The organism is Embleya sp. NPDC055664 (assembly GCF_053618075.1).
This window is the reverse complement of sequence record NZ_JBSHGZ010000010.1, coordinates 204,635-222,851: the sequence shown is the minus strand read 5'-3', so window position 1 is coordinate 222,851 and position 18,217 is coordinate 204,635. Positions and strand designations below refer to the sequence as shown.

The window sequence follows — 18,217 nt, the reverse complement described above, 5'->3', positions numbered from 1 at the left end:
GCAGACCTCGACTCGCGTCACGATGACGCTATCGGGCTACCCCGGGGTAACGGGAATCCGGTCCGGCACAGCGTCCCCGGACGGTTCGTTGTGGGAACCCGACAAGACCGACGGAAAACGGAACGATCCCCTCCACCGCTCGGGCACCGACGGAATCCGGCCGGCCTGCCTCCGGCATGTTTCGTTCCGGTTGCCCCGGCGCAAGACCCGTCCGAGCACACGACCGGTCCTTCCGGGAGACCGGAATGCCGGCGACGGCGTGTCTGGTTGACTGAACGACGCGAGCCGACAGGCCGAACGTATGGAGGAATGGGTGCCCAACGAGATCGATCCGACGTTCCTCGCCTATCCCCTTCGGGAGTTGGCCGCCGCGGCCCTGTCCCGAGCCGGGGAACTGGGCGCCGAACACGCGGACTTCCGCTTCGAGCGCGTACGAGACGCGTCCTTCCGGCTGCGCGACGGACGCACCGACTCGTCCGTGGACACCACCGATGTGGGCTTCGCGGTCCGGGTCGTGCACGAGGGGGCGTGGGGCTTCGCGGCGGGGGTTGATCTGACCCCCGAGGCGGCGGCGTACGTCGCCGAGCAGGCGGTCGCGGTCGCGCGCGTGTCCCGCTCGGTGAGCGAGGCGGCCGGCGCGGGCGAGATAGTGGCGCTGGCGGAGGAGCCGGTACACGCCGACGAGACCTGGATCTCGGCGTACCGGATCAACCCGTTCGACGTGCCCGAGGCCGAGCGGATCGGCCTGTTGGCGAGGTGGAGCCGCGAACTGCTCGCCGCCGACGGCGTGGACCACGTGGATGCCACGTGCATGGTGGTCCAGGAGAACAAGTTCTACGCCGACTCGGCCGGCACCACGACCACGCAGCAGCGGGTGCGGATACACCCCCAGCTGACCGTGATCGCGGTGGACCGCGAGTCGGGCGCCTACGAGACAATGCGCACCATCGCGCCGCCGGTCGGTCGGGGCTGGGAGTACGTCAAGGGCGTGGGCTGGGACTGGGACGAGGAGCTGGCGTCGCTGCCGGGGCTGCTCGCCGAGCGGGTCAAGGCGCCGAGCGTCGAGGCCGGCGAGTACGACCTGGTGATCGACCCGAGCAACCTGTGGCTGACCATCCACGAGTCGATCGGGCACGCCACCGAACTGGACCGCGCGCTCGGCTACGAGGCCGCCTACGCGGGCACCTCGTTCGCCACGTTCGACCAGCTGAACAAGCTCAAGTACGGCTCGCCGGTGATGCACGTCACCGGCGACCGCACCGTGCAACACGGCCTGGCCACCATCGGCTTCGACGACGAGGGCGTGGCGACGCAGAGCTGGGACCTGGTCACCGACGGCGTGCTGACCGGCTATCAGCTGGACCGGCGGATGGCGCTGATGCAGGGCCTGGGCCGGTCCAACGGCTGTGCCTTCGCCGACTCCCCCGGGCACGTCCCGGTGCAGCGCATGGCCAACGTCTCGCTGCAGCCGGGCGCGGACGACCTGTCCACCGCCGAGCTGATCGGCCGGGTGCATCGCGGCCTGTACATCGTCGGCGACAAGTCGTGGTCGATCGACATGCAGCGGTACAACTTCCAGTTCACCGGCCAGCGGGCCTACCTGATCGAGGACGGCCGGATCGTCGGGCAGGTCAAGGACTTCGCCTACCAGGCCACCACGACCGACTTCTGGGGCTCGATGGAGGCGGTCGGCGGTCCCGGTACCTACGTTCTCGGCGGCGCCTTCAACTGCGGCAAGGCGCAGCCCGGGCAGGTCGCGGCGGTCAGCCACGGGTGTCCGTCGGCGCTGTTCCGCGGCGTGAAGGTCCTCAACACGGTTCAGGAGGCGGGTCGATGAGCGGCGGGCAGACCGTGGTGACGCGGCCGGACGAGACGGTCGAGCGGGCGCTGGCGCTGTCGAAGGCGGACGGCTGCGTGGTGATCGCCGAGGAGACGTCGGCGGCGAACCTGCGCTGGGCGGGCAACGCGCTGACCACCAACGGCGAGACGCGGGGCCGGCGGGTGACCGTGGTGGCCACGGTCGCGGGCACCGAGGGCACCGCGTCCGGGACCGTCTCGCGCAGCGGCGTGACGGTGGATCGGCTGGAGGACCTGGTACGGGCCGCGGAGGCGGCGGCCCGCGAGGCCGGTCCGGCCGAGGACGCGCGACCGCTCCTGGGGGCCTCGGGCGGCCCGGACGACGGCTTCACCGAGGCGCCGGCGCAGACGTCCATCGGCGTGTTCGCGGACTTCGCGCCGGAGCTGGGCGCCGCGTTCGGGCGGGCCCGGGAGGCGGACCGGCTGCTGTACGGGTTCGCCTCGCACCAGCTGACCTCCAGCTACGTGGGCACCTCCGCCGGGCTGCGGCGCCGGCACGACCAGCCCACCGGGCACGTCGAGTTGAACGCCAAGTCGGGCGACCTGACCCGCTCCGCGTGGGGCGGCGCGCCGACCCGCGACTTCCGGGACGTGGACCTGGCGGCGCTGGACGCGGACCTCGCCGAGCGGCTGTCCTGGGCGACCCGCACAATCGACCTGCCGGCGGGCCGCTACGAGACCCTGCTGCCGCCGTCGGCGGTCGCGGACCTGATGGTCTACATGTACTGGCAGGGCGGCGCCCGGGACGCGCACGAGGGCCGTACGGTCTTCAGCAGGCCGGGCGGCGGCACGCGGGTCGGCGACCGGCTCACCGAGCTGCCGCTGACCCTGTTCAGCGACCCGAACCACCCGGGCCTGGAGAGCGCGCCGTTCACCATCGCGCACGCGTCGAGCGACACGGCGTCGGTGTTCGACAACGGGCTGCCGCTGGAGCGCACGAACTGGGTCACCGACGGCGTGCTCACGGCGCTGGGGACCAATCGGCACACCGCCGAGCTGACGGGGCTCGCGGTCGCGCCGGAGATCGACAACCTGATCCTGGACGCGCCGGCCGGCGGGCGGACGTTGGCGGAGATGGTCGCGTCGACCGAGCGCGGGCTGCTGCTGACGTGCCTCTGGTATATCCGCGAGGTGGATCCGCAGACGCTGCTGCTCACGGGGTTGACCCGGGACGGGGTGTACCTGGTGGAGGGCGGCGAGGTGGTCGGGGCGGTGAACAATTTCCGCTTCAACGAGTCGCCGGTGGACGTGTTGGGGCGGGCCGTCGAGGCGGGGCGGACCGAGCGTACGTATCCGCGCGAGTGGGGTGACTGGTTCACGCGGGCGGCGATGCCGGCGCTGCGGGTGCGGGACTTCAACATGTCGTCGCCGAGTCGGGCGCAGTAGCGGTTGGGGAGCGGGCCGGCCTGTCCTCAAGCGCCGGCCGGCTGAGGGGTTTCGGCACCGCCTGGCGCCGGAGGCTGCCGTTTGCCGGTGGCCTCCGGCCCGGTGTCCTCAAACGCCGGACGGGCTGGATATTCGGCACGGGCTGGATATTCGGCTCGGATCACGGGGGCGGTTGCGGGTCGCTGCCGCGCTGGACGGGCGGAAGTCCGGCTCGGGTTACGGAGGCGGGTCGCCGGCGCGTTGGGCGGGCTGGATCTTGGGCTCGGGTTGTGGAGGCGGTGGCGGGTCGCCGGCGCGTTGGGCGGGCGGGTGTTCGGCTCGGGCCCGGAGATGGCTGTGGTTTTCTCGGACGTCGGGTGGGCTTTATGGGCTCGCCCGGCGTTGGCCTGACCGGGAAAAGCCGGTGTGCTCGGGTGGGGCTTCGTGGTTTTGTTGGGGTTCATCATGAACATCGTCAAGATTTCGAAGTATCTCTCCCGGCATCTGCGGCATCAGCCCGAGCGGCTCGGGATCGTCCTGGACGAGGCCGGGTGGGTCGAGGTGGATGTGTTGCTCGCGGCCTGTGCCGCGCGCGGGGTGGGGTTGTCGCGCGCTCAGCTCGAACGGGTGGTCGCGGAGAACGACAAGCGGCGGTTCGCGTTCTCGGCGGACGGGACCCGGATCCGGGCCAGTCAGGGGCACACCGTCGCGGTGGACCTGGGGCTGGTCGAGGCGGTGCCGCCCGCCGTGCTCTTCCACGGGACGAGCCCCCGGAGTGTGGCCGCGATCCTGGTCGAGGGGCTGCGGCCGATGGATCGGCACGACGTGCACCTGTCCGTCGACGTGGAGACGGCGCGCCGGGTGGGCGCGCGGCGCGGTCGGCCGGTGGTGTTTGCGGTGCGGGCCGAGCGCATGGTCGCCGACGGGCATGTGTTCCGCTGCTCGGACAACGGCGTCTGGCTGGTCCCGGCGGTGCCGCCGCAGTATCTGGACCGGCGCGACTGACCGGCCCGGCGCATCCCCCACTCGGGTCAGCTCGCGGCAAAGCTCCCGCCCCCGCTCTCGGTGTGGGGCACACGCGGGCGTACCGTGAAGATGCGGACGAGTGTGTGGTCACATGGGCGGAGACGGTGGGACCGTGAAAAACACCAAGGGCGCGGTGTTCCAGATCAGTGGTGCGCGCAAGGGGCTGACCGAGGACGTGGCCGGGCGCCAACGCCGGTATGTCATCTCGATGTCGATCCGCACCGTGTGCTTCGTGGCGGCGGTGTTCACCCCGTCGCCGTGGCGGTGGATATTGGTCGCCGGCGCGCTGTTCCTGCCCTACATCGCTGTGGTGCTGGCCAACGCGGGTCGCGAGCCCACCTCGAACGCGCCGGTGCAGGCGCAGTTCGTACCCCCGCTGCCGCCCAAGGCGCTGGAGCCGCCGCCCGGCGCGGTCCTCACCAGCGCCGAGCGGGAGACGTTGCACACACACTCCGAGGACTCGTGGACGACGACCGTCGGGACCCCACCGGCGGCCGGCGCGGAACCGACCGACCTTTTGTCGCACACGAATTCGGATACACACGGTGACCCCGAGGCTGCCGATCGGGGCCACATCGGTGACCCGAAGGGTGCCCCTTCGCACAGCGTCAAAAATTAGCGGCAAGCGCTACGCGGGTTGGTGCTTCAACCGCCGGCCGGACGTGCCATACTTCGAAACGTGCTCCGTATCCCCCGTCGGAGCGACCGACGCGATGCCGGGCGGCTCCCCCCGTGGCTGCCCGGCATCGCCCGTGTCCGGGGTCTTTCGCCGGTCCGCAGGTGGATCCGCACGGCGATACCGCACCAGCCCGTTGCTTACTGAGAGCAGCGCTCCGGTTGGTGCCTGACACAGGGTCAGCTCCTGGTGACAGGCACCGATGCGGGGTGAACGGCCTCGTCTGCGACACTGGTGGGCATGTTTCCCACCCCCGCCGATCCCGGTCGACCGATCTGTTCGGCGAAGGGTTGCCGCGCCGACGCCCGGTGGGTTCTGGCTTGGAACAACCCCAAGCTGCACACCCCGGAACGGCGCAAAACGTGGCTCGCGTGCGACGAGCACCGTGAGCATTTGGCCGAGTTTCTGGGGATTCGCGGATTCCTCAAGGACACGGTGGCGTTCGCCGACTGGCACGAGCCGGAGCCCCCGGGCGGATCGGCCCACGAACGGTCCTGAGAGGCATCGCGCGAGCGCGCGTCGGCGTGCGACGACGCCGGTGGGTCAGCCGCCGATCGCCGACATCGGTCGGTCGGGCTGGAGGAACTCCGGGTCGTCGATGCCGGCGCCGGCCTTCTTCGTCCACATCGCGGCGCGCCAGCGGTCGGCGATCTCCGCGTCGTCCGCGCCGCCGCGCAAGGCCGCGCGCAAATCGGACTCCTCGCGCGCGAACAGGCAATTGCGGATCTGCCCGTCGGCGGTCAGCCGGGTCCGGTCGCACGCCTCGCAGAACGGGCGGGTGACCGAGCCGATCACGCCCACCGTGCCCGGGCCGCCGTCCACGAGCCAGCGCTCGGCGGGGTCGCTGCCGCGCCCGGACTCGGGGTCGAGCCGGAACGCCGAGCGCAGCGCGGTCAGGATCTCCCCGGCGGTGATCATCTCCGAGCGCTGCCAGCCGTGCTGCGCGTCCAGCGGCATCTGCTCGATGAAGCGCAGCTCGTAGCCGCGCTCCAGGCACCACGCGAGCAGCGCGGCGGCCTCGTCGTCGTTCACTCCGCGCATCAGCACGGTGTTGACCTTGACCGGACCGAGCCCGGCGTCCACTGCGGCGGCCAGCCCGGCCACCACATCGGCGTGCCGGTCGCGGCGGGTCATCGCCTTGAATCGGGCCGGGTCGAGGGTGTCCAGCGAGACGTTGACCCGGTCCAGGCCGACCTCGCGCAGCGTGGGCGCCAGGCGGGCCAGGCCGATCCCGTTCGTGGTGACGGACAACTTCGGGCGCGGCTCCAGGGCGGCGGCCTCGCGGACGATGTCGACCAGCTCGCGGCGCAGCAGCGGCTCGCCGCCGGTGAAGCGGACCTCGCGCACACCGAGCATGGTCACCGCGATCCGTACCAGGCGGGAGATCTCCTCGCCGGTCAGCAGCTCGGGTTTGGCCAGCCAGTCCAGCCCCTCTTCGGGCATGCAGTACGTGCACCGCAGGTTGCAGCGGTCGGTCAGCGACACCCGCAGATCGGTCGCGATGCGACCGAAACCGTCGACGAGTCCTCCGGTGCGGTGGTGCGTGCTCACCTTCGACCCCTTTCTCCTTGCGGCAAGCTTCCCAGGTTACGCGGGTCGCTTCGACCGGTCCCCAGGCTACGAGCCGGACGCCGGAACGGTTGCAGTGGTGTATCCCACACAGGTCGGGACAACCGTGGCTCGCTCGGCGCGCGTGATCCGCGAGAGGATCCAGGCTCACTACGAGGAGGCTTCACCAGTGAGACACGCAGCGGGCAGCGGAGAACCACAGCCCGACGAAGGGGGCACACCCGACGGAGCGCACTTCCTGGACACCTCGTGGGAACAGCACAGTTCGGGCTCGGGGCACGCGGCCGGTCCACCCGGATCGCAGCCGCCCGGCGGCACCGGCATACCCGGTACGCCGGGCAGGTTCGACGCGGAGACCACGCCGGTTCCGGCCGACTGGTACACGCGTGAGCAGCCGCCCGTCGGCTCGGCCGCGCCCGTCGCCGAGCCTCCCCGACCGGCCCCCGCGGACGAACCGGAGCCGGCACGGCGTCGGCGCGGCAAGCTGGTGGCCTGGAGCCTGGCGGGCGCGCTGATCCTCGGCGGGGCCGGGGTCGGCGCGGTGTTGTTCCTCGGCGGTGGCGACGACGACAAGAAGGACCGGGCCGACTCGGTGGGCGCGCAGGTGACGCCGAACCCCGAACAGGCCCCGAACACCCAGACGGCCCCCACGAACGCCCCCTCCTCCGGCTCCCCGTCGAGCAAGTCGGCGACGACCAAGCCGCCGAAATCGTCCGCGTCGAGCACCGCCAAGGCGCCCGCCAACGACAAGGACGCGCCGAAGGACCCGAAGGCGCTCACCCCGGCCGCGTACGCCGCGTGGAAGAAGATCGACCAGGCGATGGCGGCCGAGGGCATCAAGCTGAACCTGAACTCCGGCAAACGCGGCTGGGCACACCAGCAACGGCTCTTGGACGAGAAGATCGCCGAGGTCGGCTCGCGCGAGGCGGCGCTGCACTGGGTGCTGCCGCCGGAGAAGTCGATGCACGTCCAGGGCGTCGCGGTGGACATCTACCCGGCCAACGCCCAGGCCTGGCTCCAGGCCAAGGGCAGCAAGTACGGGTGGTGCCGGATGTACGACAACGAGGAATGGCACTTCGAGTACAACGCCTCATACACCAACGGCTGCCCACCCCGCCTCCCCAGCGCCCTGGACGCCGACTGACCCCACGCCCGACCCCACGCGCGCGGAAGCCGGCCGGCTTCCGCGCGCGTGGCGTGCCGACGGGCGTTGACGGCGATCCGGGCTCACGGTTTGTACGGCAGGGACGGTACGTCGAAGCAGTTCGTGGTCATGTCCGGCACCTGGGCGATCCAGCCGCCCGGGGCGCCGTCCTGCCAGCGGGCCACGTCGAAGCAGGTGCGGGTGGGCGCGGCGACGCGGTCGACCGGTTCGGCCTTGAAGTCGACCGGGATCAGCAGGCCGTGCGCGTCGTAGCCCTCGGGGCGGTTGACGAAGCCCTCGACGCAGGACCGGGTGACCTTCGCGCCGCACGAGGCGATCGCGTCGGCGAGCCACATCGCCGAGGCCCAGCCCTCCAGTTCCCACTGGGAGAGCTTGTCCTCGCGGTCGGGGAAGTACTTCTTCATCGCGGCCCGGAACTCGGCCACCGCGGGCTGCCCCGTGTCCGTGTAGCCGCGGCTGTTGCCGGTCGCGTAGATGCTGTTGCGGCAGGTCGAAGACGCCTTGAAGTCCTCGCCGACGCGCGCGTTCCAGTTCTGTACGTTGGTCACCTTGGCGGTCACCCGCAGGTCGCTGCCGTCCATCGCCTTGCACAGTTCGACGTTGCCGCGCGTGTCCACCGCGTCGAAGACGATGTCGACACCCTTGCTGCGCATGTCCACCACCGCGGCGGCGAAGTTCGGCAGCGCGAAGTCGACCTGCTTTTCGACGACCGTGTAGCCCTCGGCGCGCAGTCCGTCGGCGACGGTCTGCGCGTAGCGCGCGGAGTCGGCCTGGTTGTACGACACCACGGCGGCGGTGCGGGCGCCGAGCTTCTCCTTGAAGTAGCGGTAGACCTCGGTGCTCGCGTACAGCCGGCCGTCCCAGCCCACCTTGCCGTCGCGTGGCGCGCGCGATCCGTAGATCGAGTACAGGTGCGGGTACGTCTCGTACGCGGTCCCGATCGGCTGCCCGCCGACGTCGGGCACGCCCTTGTCGCTGACGTACTGGGCGGCGTTGTAGCTGTAGATGCTGTTGCCCGCGAAGGCGAACACCTTGTCGTCCTCGACCAGTCGACGGGCGCAGCGCTGGTTGGCCACGCCGTAGCCGTTGTCGTCGCAGGCGGACACCTTCACTCGGCGCCCGTTCACCCCGCCGCGGTCGTTGAGTGCCTTGAAATAGGCCTGGGCACCGTACATCGGCCCGGAGAAGGTCTCGTTGCCGAGCACCCCCTGGACGGTGTCGATCATGCCCACGGTGATCTCGGTGGGCGTGATGCCCACGTCGGACGCGGTGTTGGTATTCGCCGCCGTGCCGGCGGACGCGGGTGCCGGGCCACGCTCCTCGCGGAAGTCGCGCTCCGGCAGCCGCGAACCGCACCCGGTCAGTGCGGCGACCGCGCACAACACGCCGGACAGCACCAGGGCCACCGAGGCGCACGGCATGCGCCGTCCGTGGATACGACGATGCATGCGTGCTCCTCGGTGACCCGGGGCCGGCGGGGAACCCGCCCGTGCGGAGTGGGGCGTCAGGCCGTCGGGCAACCCGGGGCGACGGTGCCCGGCTTGAGCGCGCCGACCAGCGTGCAGACGGTGCCCAGGCTGACCTTCCAGGTGCCGTCCTGCTTGACCGCCTTGCCGTTTTGGCCGGGCAGCGCCGGGGTGCCGGCGAGCAGGATGTCGAACGTGACGTCGGCGGTGTCCCCGTTGATCTTCACCGCGGTGGTCTTGGAGGTGACCGACTTGGCCAGCGGGTCGTTGGCGAGCGTCTCGACGAGCGCGCCCATCTTGTTCGCGTCCTCCAGGACCGCCTTGCGCGCGTCGAGCGGCTGGGCGTTGTCGAACAGCTTGTCCCAGTTGTCGGCGACCTTCTTCTCCTCGCCGGTCAACGTGGTCGAGCCGCTGCCGCCGGTCGCGGGGGCGCCGGTGCTGCCGCCCGAGGCGGCGGGCGAGGAGGCGGCGGTCGACGGCGGAGTCGCGGCGCTCGTCTGACCGCCCGCGGCCGGCGCGCTCGCCGACTGCGACGACTTGCTGTCCTTCTTGTCGTCCTTGTCGTCGCTGCTACACCCGGACATCACCAGCACCGCCACCAGCGGCAGGGCCAGCAGCGCACGGCGCGCGCCCTTGCGCCGACCCACACCGGTGCCGTTCTGCTTGGCCCGCTCGTTGATCAAGTCCACGCTCACGTGCGTTCACCACCCGTTCCGCCGGTCGCCCGGCGTCCTGTTGCTGTTGATGTAGCCAGGTAGTACCTGGGTTACCGGCAAGTCATGTTGCCATGCGCGACTCGGTATCCAATCGTGTTCCGGGCCGTATGACCAGATCCCGGCGAACTACGCTGAGGCACCGATACGCAATCGGGCGGATTCGACGGGTGGACCATATGGCAGGTTCGACGAACTCGGCAGGTTCCACGGGAAAGGCGAACCCCCTTGCCGAAAGACAGCGTACGGCCGCCGCGCCCCCGGCCATCGAGGGTTTGCGGCGGTTGGCGCGCACGCACGGCGGCTGGCTCGTCGGGTTGTGCGGGGCGCTGCTGTGCGCGGTGGGGTGGTACGGCGTGTCGGGTGAACGGTACGAGGCGCGCCAACTGCCCTACCTGGCGTCGGCCACCATTCCGGGCGCCGCGCTGATCGTCGCCGGCGCGGTACTCGTGGTGGGGACCCGGCGCGGGACGGCGCAGGCCCCTGCCGGAACGAGCGTCGAGAACGCGGAGTTGCGGCGGATGATGGGCCGGCTGTACGAGTTGCTGGTCGAGCCGGAGCCGGCCGAGGCGGCGAGCGAGGCGGGTGCCGGGGCGGCGTGGGTGACGGTCCCGGGCGGGGCGCGCTATCACCGGAGCGGGTGCTCGCTGGTGCGGGGCAAGAACGGGGTGACGCCGGTGGACGCGGCGGCGGTGCGGGACCGGGATTTGCGGCCGTGCCGGGTGTGCGATCCCGGTGTGGCCGATGAGCGGCCCGGCCTCCGGGAGACCGGTGAGCGGTCGGACGGGGTCTCCGGGGGCGATGTCGGGACCGACGGGCCGAGCGCGCCCGGCGCCGACGGCTGAGCGCCGTGCTCACCGTCGAACTGGCGCTCGCCGGCCTGGGCGTGGGCGCGATCGCGGCGCTCGCGGCGGTCGGGATGATCACCACCTACCGGGCCACCGGCGTGTTCAACCTGTCCTTCGGCGCGCTCGCGATGATCGTGGCCTACCTCGTCTGGCAGCAGGTGCGCGTGTGGGGCTGGCCGCTGTGGGCGGCGGTGCTGCTCGACGTGGGCGTGGTGGCGCCGGCGCTCGGCCTGGTCCTGGAGCGCTTCGTCTTTCGCGGGCTGCACCGCGAGGGGGCCGGTCCGGCCCGGATGCTGGTCGCCTCGCTGGGCGTGTTCGTGCTCCTGGTCGGCGTGGCCACGCTGGCCTGGGGTACGCAGGCCCGGCTCGACCCACCCTCGATCGTGCCGACGGGCACGGTCGGCCTGCCGGGCGACACGTCGGTGGCCAAGGGGACGCTGGTCGAACTGGGCGTGGTGGCCGCGGTCGCCGTCCTGGTCGCCGTCGTCACCCGGTTCACCCGCTTCGGGGTGCGGCTGCGCGCGGTGGTGGACCGGCGGGCGCTGGCCGAGTTGTCCGGGGTGCCGGCCGACCGCGTCGCCGCGGCCGGGTGGGCCTTCGGGTCGATGCTGGCGGGGCTGACCGGCGTGTTGCTCGCGCCGCACCTGCGGCTGGATCCGTACGGACTGACCCTGCTCGTCCTGGAGACCATCGGGGTCGCGGTGGTGGCCCGGCTGGCCAGTCTGCCGGTGGCGATCCTGGCGGCGCTGGCCATCGGGGTGGGGCAGAGCGAGTTGTCCCGGCTCGAAGTCGACTCGTGGGGGCTGATCCAGGCGCTCCAGGCGAACCTGTTCGTGGTGGTGATGCTGGTCGCGCTCCTGGTACTGCCCCGCATGGTCGAGGTCGGCGGCCCCGACCCGCAACGCGCGGCCGGGGCCCGGATAGGGACCGGGCACGGGGAGAGCGCGCCGATGGGCTGGTGGGTGCCGTTCGTCGCGGTCGCCGCGGCGCCGCTCGCGTTGGGCGCGGAACATCTGCGGGTCGCGCAGCAGGTGCCGGCGATGGCGATCGTATTCGTGTCGCTGGTGATGCTCACCGGGTACGCCGGCCAGATCTCGCTCGGCCAGGCCGGCTTCGCCGGACTCGGCGCGTTGTTCGCGGCGCAGCTGACCGGCCGGGGTGTCCCGGCCCTGCTCGCGCTGTTCCTGGCCGCGCTCCTGGTGGTGCCGGTGGGCCTGCTGACCGGGTGGCCGGCGATCCGGCGGCGCGGGCTGACCCTGGCGCTGACCACGTTCGCGGTGGCCGCGGTGGTCAGCCGGTTCGTCTTCGCCCAGCCGCGCTTCACCACCGACCTCGCGCTCGACCACCCGTGGCCGTTCGACGGCGAACGCTCCTTCTACGCCCTGGAGTTGGCCTGCCTCGTCCTGGTGCTCCTGGTGGTTCGCCGGCTGCACGTGAGCCGGCTCGGCCGGATGCTGGTCGCGGTGCGCGACCACGAGCGCGGCGCGGCGGCGGCCGGCGTGGACGTCTCCTCGGCCAAGGTCTTCGTCTTCGCGGTCAGCGCCGGTGTGGCCGGGCTCGGCGGCGCGCTGCTCGGGATGGGTGGGCGAGCCTTCGACGCGGCGGCCTTCGATCCGGTGCTCGGCCTGGTCTGGTTCGCCGCGGTGGTGGTGTTCGGCGTGGACAGCGCTGCGGGCGCGGTGTTGGCCGCCGGCCTGGTGGTCGCCCTGGACGCGGCCACCACGGCGGGCATGTCCACGATCGTGATCGGCGGCCTGGCGGTACTGCTGTCCCGGATGCCGGGCGGTGTCTCGGCGACGCTCCTGCGCCTGGCCGCGGGGCCGGCGCCGGTGCCCGCCGCGCCGCCCCCGCCGGTCCGGCTCAGCCCGCTGGGCCGCACCCTGCGCGAGCGGGTGCGGTCGGGCCGGGCGGAGGTGGGCGGGTGAGCGCGCTGCGGGCCGAGGGAGTGGTCCGCCGGTTCGACGGGCTGCGGGCCGTGGACGGGGTCGACCTGACCGTGCCGCCGGGGGTGGTGACAGCGGTGATCGGGCCGAACGGGGCGGGCAAGAGCACCCTGTTCGACTGCCTGGCGGGTGGCCGGGTCGACGCCGGACGGGTGTACCTGGGCGCGCGCGACGTGACCCGACTGCCCGCGCACCGGAGGGCCCGGCTCGGGCTGGCCCGGACGTTTCAGACGGTGTCGGTCTTCCCCAGTCTGACGGTGGTGGACAACCTGCGGGTGGCCGCGGAGAACCGGTCCGGATCCTCCGCCCCGGCCCGCCTGCTCGGGCTGCCGGATCCCGCCCGAGGACGGACCCGGGACGCGGTGGAGGCGGCCTTGGACCGGCTCGCGCTCACCGAACACGCGTACACCCCGGCCGGCGAACTCCCGGCCGGGATACTGCGGATGGTCGAACTGGCCCGCGCGCTGGCGGCGTCCCCGTCGGTACTGCTCTTGGACGAGCCGGCCAGCGGGCTCGACGACGCGCAGACCGAGCGGCTGCGCCGCGAACTGCGCGCGCTGGCCGCCGACGGCCTGGCGATCCTGCTGGTCGAACACGACATGGACCTGGTGTTCGGGGTGGCCGACACGGTGCACGTGATGGCCGCGGGCCGGATCGTCGCGGCCGGCACCCCGGACGAGATCCGCCGCGACGCGCGGGCCCGGGAGGTGTACCTCTGATGCCGATCACCCTGTCGGTCGCCGGACTTCGGGTCCGGCACGGCCCGGTCGAGGCGCTGCACGGCGTGGACCTGGACATCCCCGCCGGTGCCCTCACCGCCCTGGTCGGCCGCAACGGCTCGGGCCGCAGCACGCTCCTCGACACGCTGGCCGGACTGGTCCGGCCCACCGCCGGCACGATCACCTGGGACGGGGTGGACATCACCGCCTGGCCCGCCGACCGCCGCGCCCGTGCCGGCCTGACCCTGATCCCGGAGCGGGGCGGGGTGTTCGCCGGCCTGAGCGTGGCCGACAACCTGCGCCTGTTCGCCGACGGCCGCGACACGGCGCCGGCCCTGACCGCGTTCCCGGTGCTGGCCGATCGGCTGAGGCAGCGGGCCGGCACGCTCTCCGGCGGCGAGCAGCAGATGCTCGCGGTGAGCCGGGCCCTGCTCACCCCCGCCAGGCTCCTGCTCCTGGACGAACTCAGCCAGGGCCTGGCCCCCCGCGTGGCGGCCCACCTGTACGACGTGGTGGCCGGCCTGGCCACGGCCGAGCGCACGGTGATCCTGGTCGAACAACACACGGGCGAAGCGCTGCGCCGCGCCGAGGTCGTCTACGCCCTCAGCCGAGGCACGATCACCTTCGGAGGCGACCCGACCGAATACGAGTCCCACCCGGACAGCGCCCACCGCGTGTAGGTCAACGCCCTTCGGCGCGATACCACGGCTCCGGCGCGTCGAGCCCGGTCACCGGTGGGAGGCCGAGGGGTGCGGCGGGGGCGGGGCCCAGGGTGGGGCCGGGGATATCGGTCACCCGGTAGGGCAGGGGCACCATGCCGAACGGGCGGCGGTGGTGCGGATCGGGGTTGGGGGCGATCAGGGCCGAACCTCGCACGGGGGCTGCCTTTCGCTGCGCCGGCCCCGAGGTCCCATGCCCCGACGCCGCGCCCGTCGAACCACGTCGACGGACACGGCGTTCAACGACCGGGCGGGGGCGGAGTGTCGCCGGGTCACTCCGGCGGCCCCGCGCGGGGGCGGTTTTCGGCCACGGCCGGCGGGCCCGCGGGATGTCGGCGGCGAGTGCCAGGGTCGAGCGTGGCCTACCGAGAGGAGATCGGCGTGTTGCCCCGGATCGAGGAGCACGACGAGTTCACCGCCGTGGTGATCAGGACCGACTACACCGACGCCGCGGGCTGGGCGGCCGTGGTCGCGGAGTTGTCGCAATCCCGGGGGCGGGACGGGGAGTTCAACATGGGCCTGCTCCTCGTCGAGGATCCCGCCTGGGCGGACGCCGGGCCCGACGACATCGTCGCCGCGGTCCGCCGGGGCGAGAACGAGTTCGTGGTGTTCGTCGCCGACCGGCACGCGATGCGCTCCACCGACCGCGCGCTGCTCGCCCTCGACACCCGGCCCGAGGACGAGAACCCGGATCCGGTCGACGACCCACCCCTACGCGAGTTCCGAACCGAGCCGGCCGCCGTGCACGACGTGCAGGCCAACCTGGGAATCGCGAACCTGTCCTTCGGGGAGTACGCCGCGCATGCCCGGTCGGAGCCCGACGGCGTCCTGCGGCCCCTCGCGGACTGATCCCGCCGCGAAGCGGTCAGCGCGGCATCACCGTGCCCCGCAGCACCACGGCGCGCGGGTCGGCCAATACCCCCACATCGGCTCGCGGATCGGCCGAATACACCACCACGTCGGCCGACGCGCCCTCGGCGATCGCGTCCCGGCCGAGCCAGCGGCGGGCGGACCAGCACGCGGCGGACAGCGCGTCGCGGGCCGGGATGCCGGCCGCGACCAACTCCGCGACCTCGTCGGCGACCAGGCCGTGCGGCAGCGAGCCGCCCGCGTCGGTGCCCACGAAGATCGGGATGCCCGCGTCGTAGGCGGCTCGCACCGTGGCATAGCGGTTGGCGTGCAGCGCGCGCATGTGCGCGGCGTAGGTCGGGAACTTGGCGCCCGCCTGGTCGGCGATCCCGGGGAAGGTGGCGATGTTCACCAGGGTCGGCACGATCGCCACGCCCCGCTCGGCGAACAGCGGGATCAGGTCCGCGGTCAATCCGGTGGCGTGTTCGATGCAGTCGATGCCCGCCTCCACCAGGTCCGGGAGCGAGTTCTCGGCGAAGCAGTGCGCGGTGACCCGGGCACCCTCGGCGTGCGCGGCGGCGATCGCCTCCTGGAGGGCGTCCTTGGGCCACAGCGGCGACAGGTCACCGGTGTCCCGGTCGATCCAGTCGCCGACCAGCTTGACCCAGCCGTCGCCGCGCCGGGCCTCCTGGATCACGAACGCGGTCAGGTCACCCGGCTCGATCTCGTGCGCGTAGTTGCGGATGTAGCGCTTGGGCCGGGCCAGATGCCGCCCCGCGCGGATCAGCCGGGGCAGGTCCTCGCGGCCGTCGATCCAGCGGGTGTCGGCGGCCGAGCCCGCGTCGCGCAGCAGCAGCGCGCCCGCGTCCCGGTCGGTGATCGCCTGGCGCTCGGCGGTCGGCGCGTCGACCGCGCCGTGCGCGTCGATCCCGACATGGCAGTGCGCGTCGACCAGGCCGGGCAGTACCCACCCTTCCAATGTGGCGTCGACGGCGAGCGACGTCGGCCGCTCGAAGGTGATCCGCCCGCCGATCACCCACATCTCGTCACGGACATCCTCGGGGCCGACCAGAACGCGGCCCTTCACGTGCAGCACGGTCATGCCGAGACCCTACGACCTGACCACCCCCGACCCCACCGCTGCGTACCACCGCCGCCGAGGTCGAGGGCGGGCTTCACCCTCGTTTCACCAGTCCCCGCCTGACCCCCGCGGCCACGGCGGCCGTTCGGGAGTCGACCTCCAGCTTTGCGTAGATGTGCACCAGGTGGGATTTGACCGTCGCCTGGCTCAGGAACAGCGCCTTGCTGATCGCCAGGTTCGACAACCCCTCCGCGACCAGCCCCAGCACCTCGATCTCCCTCGGGCTCAACACCGGTTGCGGCCGGCGCAGTCGGCTCAGCAGGCGGCCCGCGATCCGGGGCGCGAGCGCCGACTCGCCGGCGGCGGCCGTTCGTACCGCCGCCGCCAATTCCTCCGGCGGGGCGTCCTTGAGCAGGTAGCCCAGCGCGCCCGATTCGACCGCGGCCAGGATGTCCGCGTCGGTGTCGTAGGTGGTCAGCACCAGGACGTGCGGGGCGCGGGGCAGCGCCGCGATGGCCGCCGTGGCCGCGTTGCCGTGCATGGCGCCGGGGCCGAAGCGCAGGTCCATCAGCACCACGTCGGGCGCGAGGGAGCCGGCCAACTCGACCGCGCGCTCCGCGGTGTCCGCCTCGCCCACCACCTCGAAGTCGGGCTCGGCCGCCAACACGGCGCGCAGCCCGGCGCGGACGACGGGATGGTCGTCGGCCAACAACAACCGGATCACCGCGCGGCCCTGTCCGCGGGGGCCGGCAGGGTCTCCGGCCAGTCTCGGGCGGGCGCCGGGACGGTCCCGGGGTCGTCGGTCTCAGGCACCGGAAGGGCCCCGGCCCCCTCCCGCGCAGGTGTCGAAAGGCCCTCGGTCCGCTCCCCCGCAGGCGCCGGCAAAGCCCCCGTCCGCTCCCCCGCCGGCACCGTAAACGTCACCGCGATCGCCGCCCCCTGGCCCGGACCCGACTCCACCGTCAGCGCTCCGCCCAGTTCGGCCGCCCGAGTCCGCATTGCCGCCAGCCCGAAGCCGGTGCCGGCGGTTCCGCCCCGATCCGCCCCGACCGGGCGCGCGGCCGGATCGAACCCGCATCCGTCGTCCACCACGTCGAGCGTCACCGACGCCTCCATGTGGCTGAGCGTCACCTCGGCCCGGGACGCGCCCGCGTGCCGCACCGTGTTCCCGAGCGCCGACTGGGCGATCCGCAGCAGCGCCACCTCGACGGCCGTCGGCAGCCCGGCCGCCTCCCCCGTGCGATGGAAGCGCACGTCCAAGTCCGCCTCGGCGGCCGTCCGCGCGCACAGCCGCTCCAGCGCCGCCGGCAGCGAGGAGTCGTCCAACTCCGGCGGCGCCAGCGCCCGGACGAACCGCCGCGCCTCCGCCAGGCTGTCGGTCGCGGTGACGCGCGCCAGCCGTACGTGCCGATCGGCCGCCGTCGGATCCGCCGGCAGCGCCCGCTCGGCCGCGCGCAGCAACAACTGGATGCTGCTGAAGCCCTGCGCGAGCGTGTCGTGGATCTCCCGGGCCAGCCGCTCCCGCTCCGCCAACACCCCCGCGCGCCGCTCCGCCGCCGCGAGCGAGGCCCGGGCCGCGACCACGTCCTCCACGAGGCGGCGCCGCGCCTCGCTCTCCCGGTGCAGCGCCTGGTAGCCCAGCACGGTGGCCACCGCGACCGCCGCGCCCAGCAGCGGACCGAGCACCATGCCCAACGACACCGCGCCGCGATGGGCCGCGTAGCCCCCGACGGCGATCACCGCGAGCCCGCCCACCACAGGCAGCGCGACCCGTACCGACAGCAGGTGCGGAACCAGGAAGAACAGTGGGAAGGCGAACCAGATCCCCTCCGCCGTGAGCGCGTACAACCCGCACCAGGACAACGTCAGCGCGCCCAGCCACCACACCGAGGCCCGCCGCGACGGCCCCACCGAGGGGGTCAGGTTGCCCACCACGTACACCGCGGCCGTGACCGCGGCGGCGATCGGGATCAGCGCGGTCCGTACCGCGGAGGCGTCGGTGCCGACGAGGGCGCGCAGCGCGGCCACCGCGAGCAGCAGCGCGACCAGCGCATGCATACAGGCGCGGAGCGTGCGGGGCACGGAGACGGGGTTCGGGATACCGGCGTACATATCGGGTCAAGGCTAACCGGGGCGGGTGGAGCAGCCATCGATCAAAAGGTTGACCGGGGCCGGTCAACCCGATCGATGACGCGGAAGCGGCCGGCGACCAGGCTTGGCG

The 18,217-nt window shown here is 72.8% G+C and carries 17 protein-coding genes and 1 pseudogene; 11 read left to right on the top strand and 7 right to left on the bottom strand.

What is annotated here, in order from left to right:
- The first annotated feature begins 313 nt into the window (after window positions 1-313).
- The 5 genes and pseudogenes from ACWGR4_RS19780 to ACWGR4_RS19760 all read left to right on the top strand — a co-directional run bounded on the left by ACWGR4_RS19780 (window position 314) and on the right by ACWGR4_RS19760 (window position 5,422).
- Window positions 314-1,837: a TldD/PmbA family protein gene (locus ACWGR4_RS19780; RefSeq protein WP_380011070.1), complete on the top strand. Its 1,524-nt coding sequence runs from the start codon at window positions 314-316 to the stop codon at window positions 1,835-1,837.
- Window positions 1,834-3,243, top strand: a complete 1,410-nt coding sequence (locus ACWGR4_RS19775) for a metallopeptidase TldD-related protein (protein WP_452133707.1) — start codon at window positions 1,834-1,836, stop codon at window positions 3,241-3,243. Before ACWGR4_RS19780 ends, ACWGR4_RS19775 begins: the two co-directional genes overlap by 4 nt.
- Before the next feature lie 444 nt (window positions 3,244-3,687).
- Entirely contained in the window at window positions 3,688-4,227 is a 540-nt protein-coding gene (locus ACWGR4_RS19770; RefSeq protein ID WP_452133708.1) for an RNA 2'-phosphotransferase, read from the top strand.
- 112 nt (window positions 4,228-4,339) lie between these two features.
- Window positions 4,340-4,645: pseudogene (locus ACWGR4_RS19765) on the top strand (DUF3099 domain-containing protein); the annotation flags it as partial.
- Between the two features lie 519 nt (window positions 4,646-5,164).
- A complete protein-coding gene (locus ACWGR4_RS19760) occupies window positions 5,165-5,422 on the top strand; it encodes a hypothetical protein (protein ID WP_380011076.1) in 258 nt (85 codons plus the stop codon).
- Between the two features lie 45 nt (window positions 5,423-5,467).
- Here ACWGR4_RS19760 and moaA read toward each other — a convergent pair whose 3' ends face one another.
- On the bottom strand, window positions 5,468-6,475 hold the full coding sequence (gene moaA / locus ACWGR4_RS19755) for a GTP 3',8-cyclase MoaA (RefSeq protein ID WP_452133709.1): 1,008 nt from the start codon (window positions 6,473-6,475) through the stop codon (window positions 5,468-5,470).
- 187 nt (window positions 6,476-6,662) lie between these two features.
- On the opposite strand from moaA, the gene ACWGR4_RS19750 reads away from it, so the two are divergent.
- Window positions 6,663-7,637, top strand: coding sequence for a D-alanyl-D-alanine carboxypeptidase family protein (locus ACWGR4_RS19750; protein ID WP_452133710.1), 975 nt, complete (start codon window positions 6,663-6,665; stop codon window positions 7,635-7,637).
- 83 nt (window positions 7,638-7,720) lie between these two features.
- Here the strand turns inward: ACWGR4_RS19750 and ACWGR4_RS19745 are convergent, their stop codons facing one another.
- Entirely contained in the window at window positions 7,721-9,106 is a 1,386-nt protein-coding gene (locus tag ACWGR4_RS19745; protein WP_452130643.1) for an ABC transporter substrate-binding protein, read from the bottom strand.
- 56 nt (window positions 9,107-9,162) lie between these two features.
- Window positions 9,163-9,819, bottom strand: coding sequence for a hypothetical protein (locus ACWGR4_RS19740; protein ID WP_380011098.1), 657 nt, complete (start codon window positions 9,817-9,819; stop codon window positions 9,163-9,165).
- Window positions 9,820-10,121: 302 nt separating this feature from the next.
- On the opposite strand from ACWGR4_RS19740, the gene ACWGR4_RS19735 reads away from it, so the two are divergent.
- From ACWGR4_RS19735 to ACWGR4_RS19720, 4 genes are read left to right on the top strand one after another with little or no spacing between them, the layout of a single operon-like run.
- On the top strand, window positions 10,122-10,682 hold the full coding sequence (locus ACWGR4_RS19735) for a hypothetical protein (protein WP_452130644.1): 561 nt from the start codon (window positions 10,122-10,124) through the stop codon (window positions 10,680-10,682).
- Window positions 10,683-10,687: 5 nt separating this feature from the next.
- Entirely contained in the window at window positions 10,688-12,610 is a 1,923-nt protein-coding gene (locus ACWGR4_RS19730; protein WP_452130645.1) for a branched-chain amino acid ABC transporter permease, read from the top strand.
- A complete protein-coding gene (locus tag ACWGR4_RS19725) occupies window positions 12,607-13,347 on the top strand; it encodes an ABC transporter ATP-binding protein (protein ID WP_380011089.1) in 741 nt (246 codons plus the stop codon). The genes ACWGR4_RS19730 and ACWGR4_RS19725 overlap by 4 nt, the downstream gene beginning before the upstream one ends.
- Window positions 13,347-14,027, top strand: a complete 681-nt coding sequence (locus tag ACWGR4_RS19720) for an ABC transporter ATP-binding protein (protein ID WP_380011086.1) — start codon at window positions 13,347-13,349, stop codon at window positions 14,025-14,027. Before ACWGR4_RS19725 ends, ACWGR4_RS19720 begins: the two co-directional genes overlap by 1 nt.
- Before the next feature lies 1 nt (window position 14,028).
- Here ACWGR4_RS19720 and ACWGR4_RS19715 read toward each other — a convergent pair whose 3' ends face one another.
- The gene (locus ACWGR4_RS19715) at window positions 14,029-14,223 is read right to left on the bottom strand and encodes a hypothetical protein (RefSeq protein WP_452130646.1); all 195 of its coding nucleotides are present in this window, start codon (window positions 14,221-14,223) and stop codon (window positions 14,029-14,031) included.
- 200 nt (window positions 14,224-14,423) lie between these two features.
- Here ACWGR4_RS19715 and ACWGR4_RS19710 point away from each other — a divergent pair, with 200 nt between their 5' ends.
- Window positions 14,424-14,915: a DUF6924 domain-containing protein gene (locus ACWGR4_RS19710; protein WP_452130647.1), complete on the top strand. Its 492-nt coding sequence runs from the start codon at window positions 14,424-14,426 to the stop codon at window positions 14,913-14,915.
- Between the two features lie 16 nt (window positions 14,916-14,931).
- Here the strand turns inward: ACWGR4_RS19710 and ACWGR4_RS19705 are convergent, their stop codons facing one another.
- The 3 genes from ACWGR4_RS19705 to ACWGR4_RS19695 form a co-directional block, all read right to left on the bottom strand.
- Window positions 14,932-16,017 (bottom strand): amidohydrolase family protein, encoded by a 1,086-nt coding sequence (locus ACWGR4_RS19705; protein WP_380011110.1) that lies wholly within the window; start codon window positions 16,015-16,017, stop codon window positions 14,932-14,934.
- 73 nt (window positions 16,018-16,090) lie between these two features.
- Window positions 16,091-16,720, bottom strand: coding sequence for a response regulator (locus ACWGR4_RS19700; protein WP_452130648.1), 630 nt, complete (start codon window positions 16,718-16,720; stop codon window positions 16,091-16,093).
- The gene (locus ACWGR4_RS19695) at window positions 16,717-18,054 is read right to left on the bottom strand and encodes a histidine kinase (RefSeq protein ID WP_452134221.1); all 1,338 of its coding nucleotides are present in this window, start codon (window positions 18,052-18,054) and stop codon (window positions 16,717-16,719) included. The genes ACWGR4_RS19700 and ACWGR4_RS19695 overlap by 4 nt, the downstream gene beginning before the upstream one ends.
- Window positions 18,055-18,217: the final 163 nt, after the last annotated feature.

Coding starts and splice junctions, on each gene's coding strand:
- ACWGR4_RS19775 (WP_452133707.1), top strand. CDS start 1,834: ATGAGCGGCGGGCAGACCGTGGTGACGCGGCCGGACGAGACGGTCGAG.
- ACWGR4_RS19770 (WP_452133708.1), top strand. CDS start 3,688: ATGAACATCGTCAAGATTTCGAAGTATCTCTCCCGGCATCTGCGGCAT.
- ACWGR4_RS19760 (WP_380011076.1), top strand. CDS start 5,165: ATGTTTCCCACCCCCGCCGATCCCGGTCGACCGATCTGTTCGGCGAAG.
- ACWGR4_RS19745 (WP_452130643.1), bottom strand. CDS start 9,106: ATGCATCGTCGTATCCACGGACGGCGCATGCCGTGCGCCTCGGTGGCC.
- ACWGR4_RS19720 (WP_380011086.1), top strand. CDS start 13,347: ATGCCGATCACCCTGTCGGTCGCCGGACTTCGGGTCCGGCACGGCCCG.
- ACWGR4_RS19705 (WP_380011110.1), bottom strand. CDS start 16,017: ATGACCGTGCTGCACGTGAAGGGCCGCGTTCTGGTCGGCCCCGAGGAT.
- ACWGR4_RS19695 (WP_452134221.1), bottom strand. CDS start 18,054: ATGCATGCGCTGGTCGCGCTGCTGCTCGCGGTGGCCGCGCTGCGCGCC.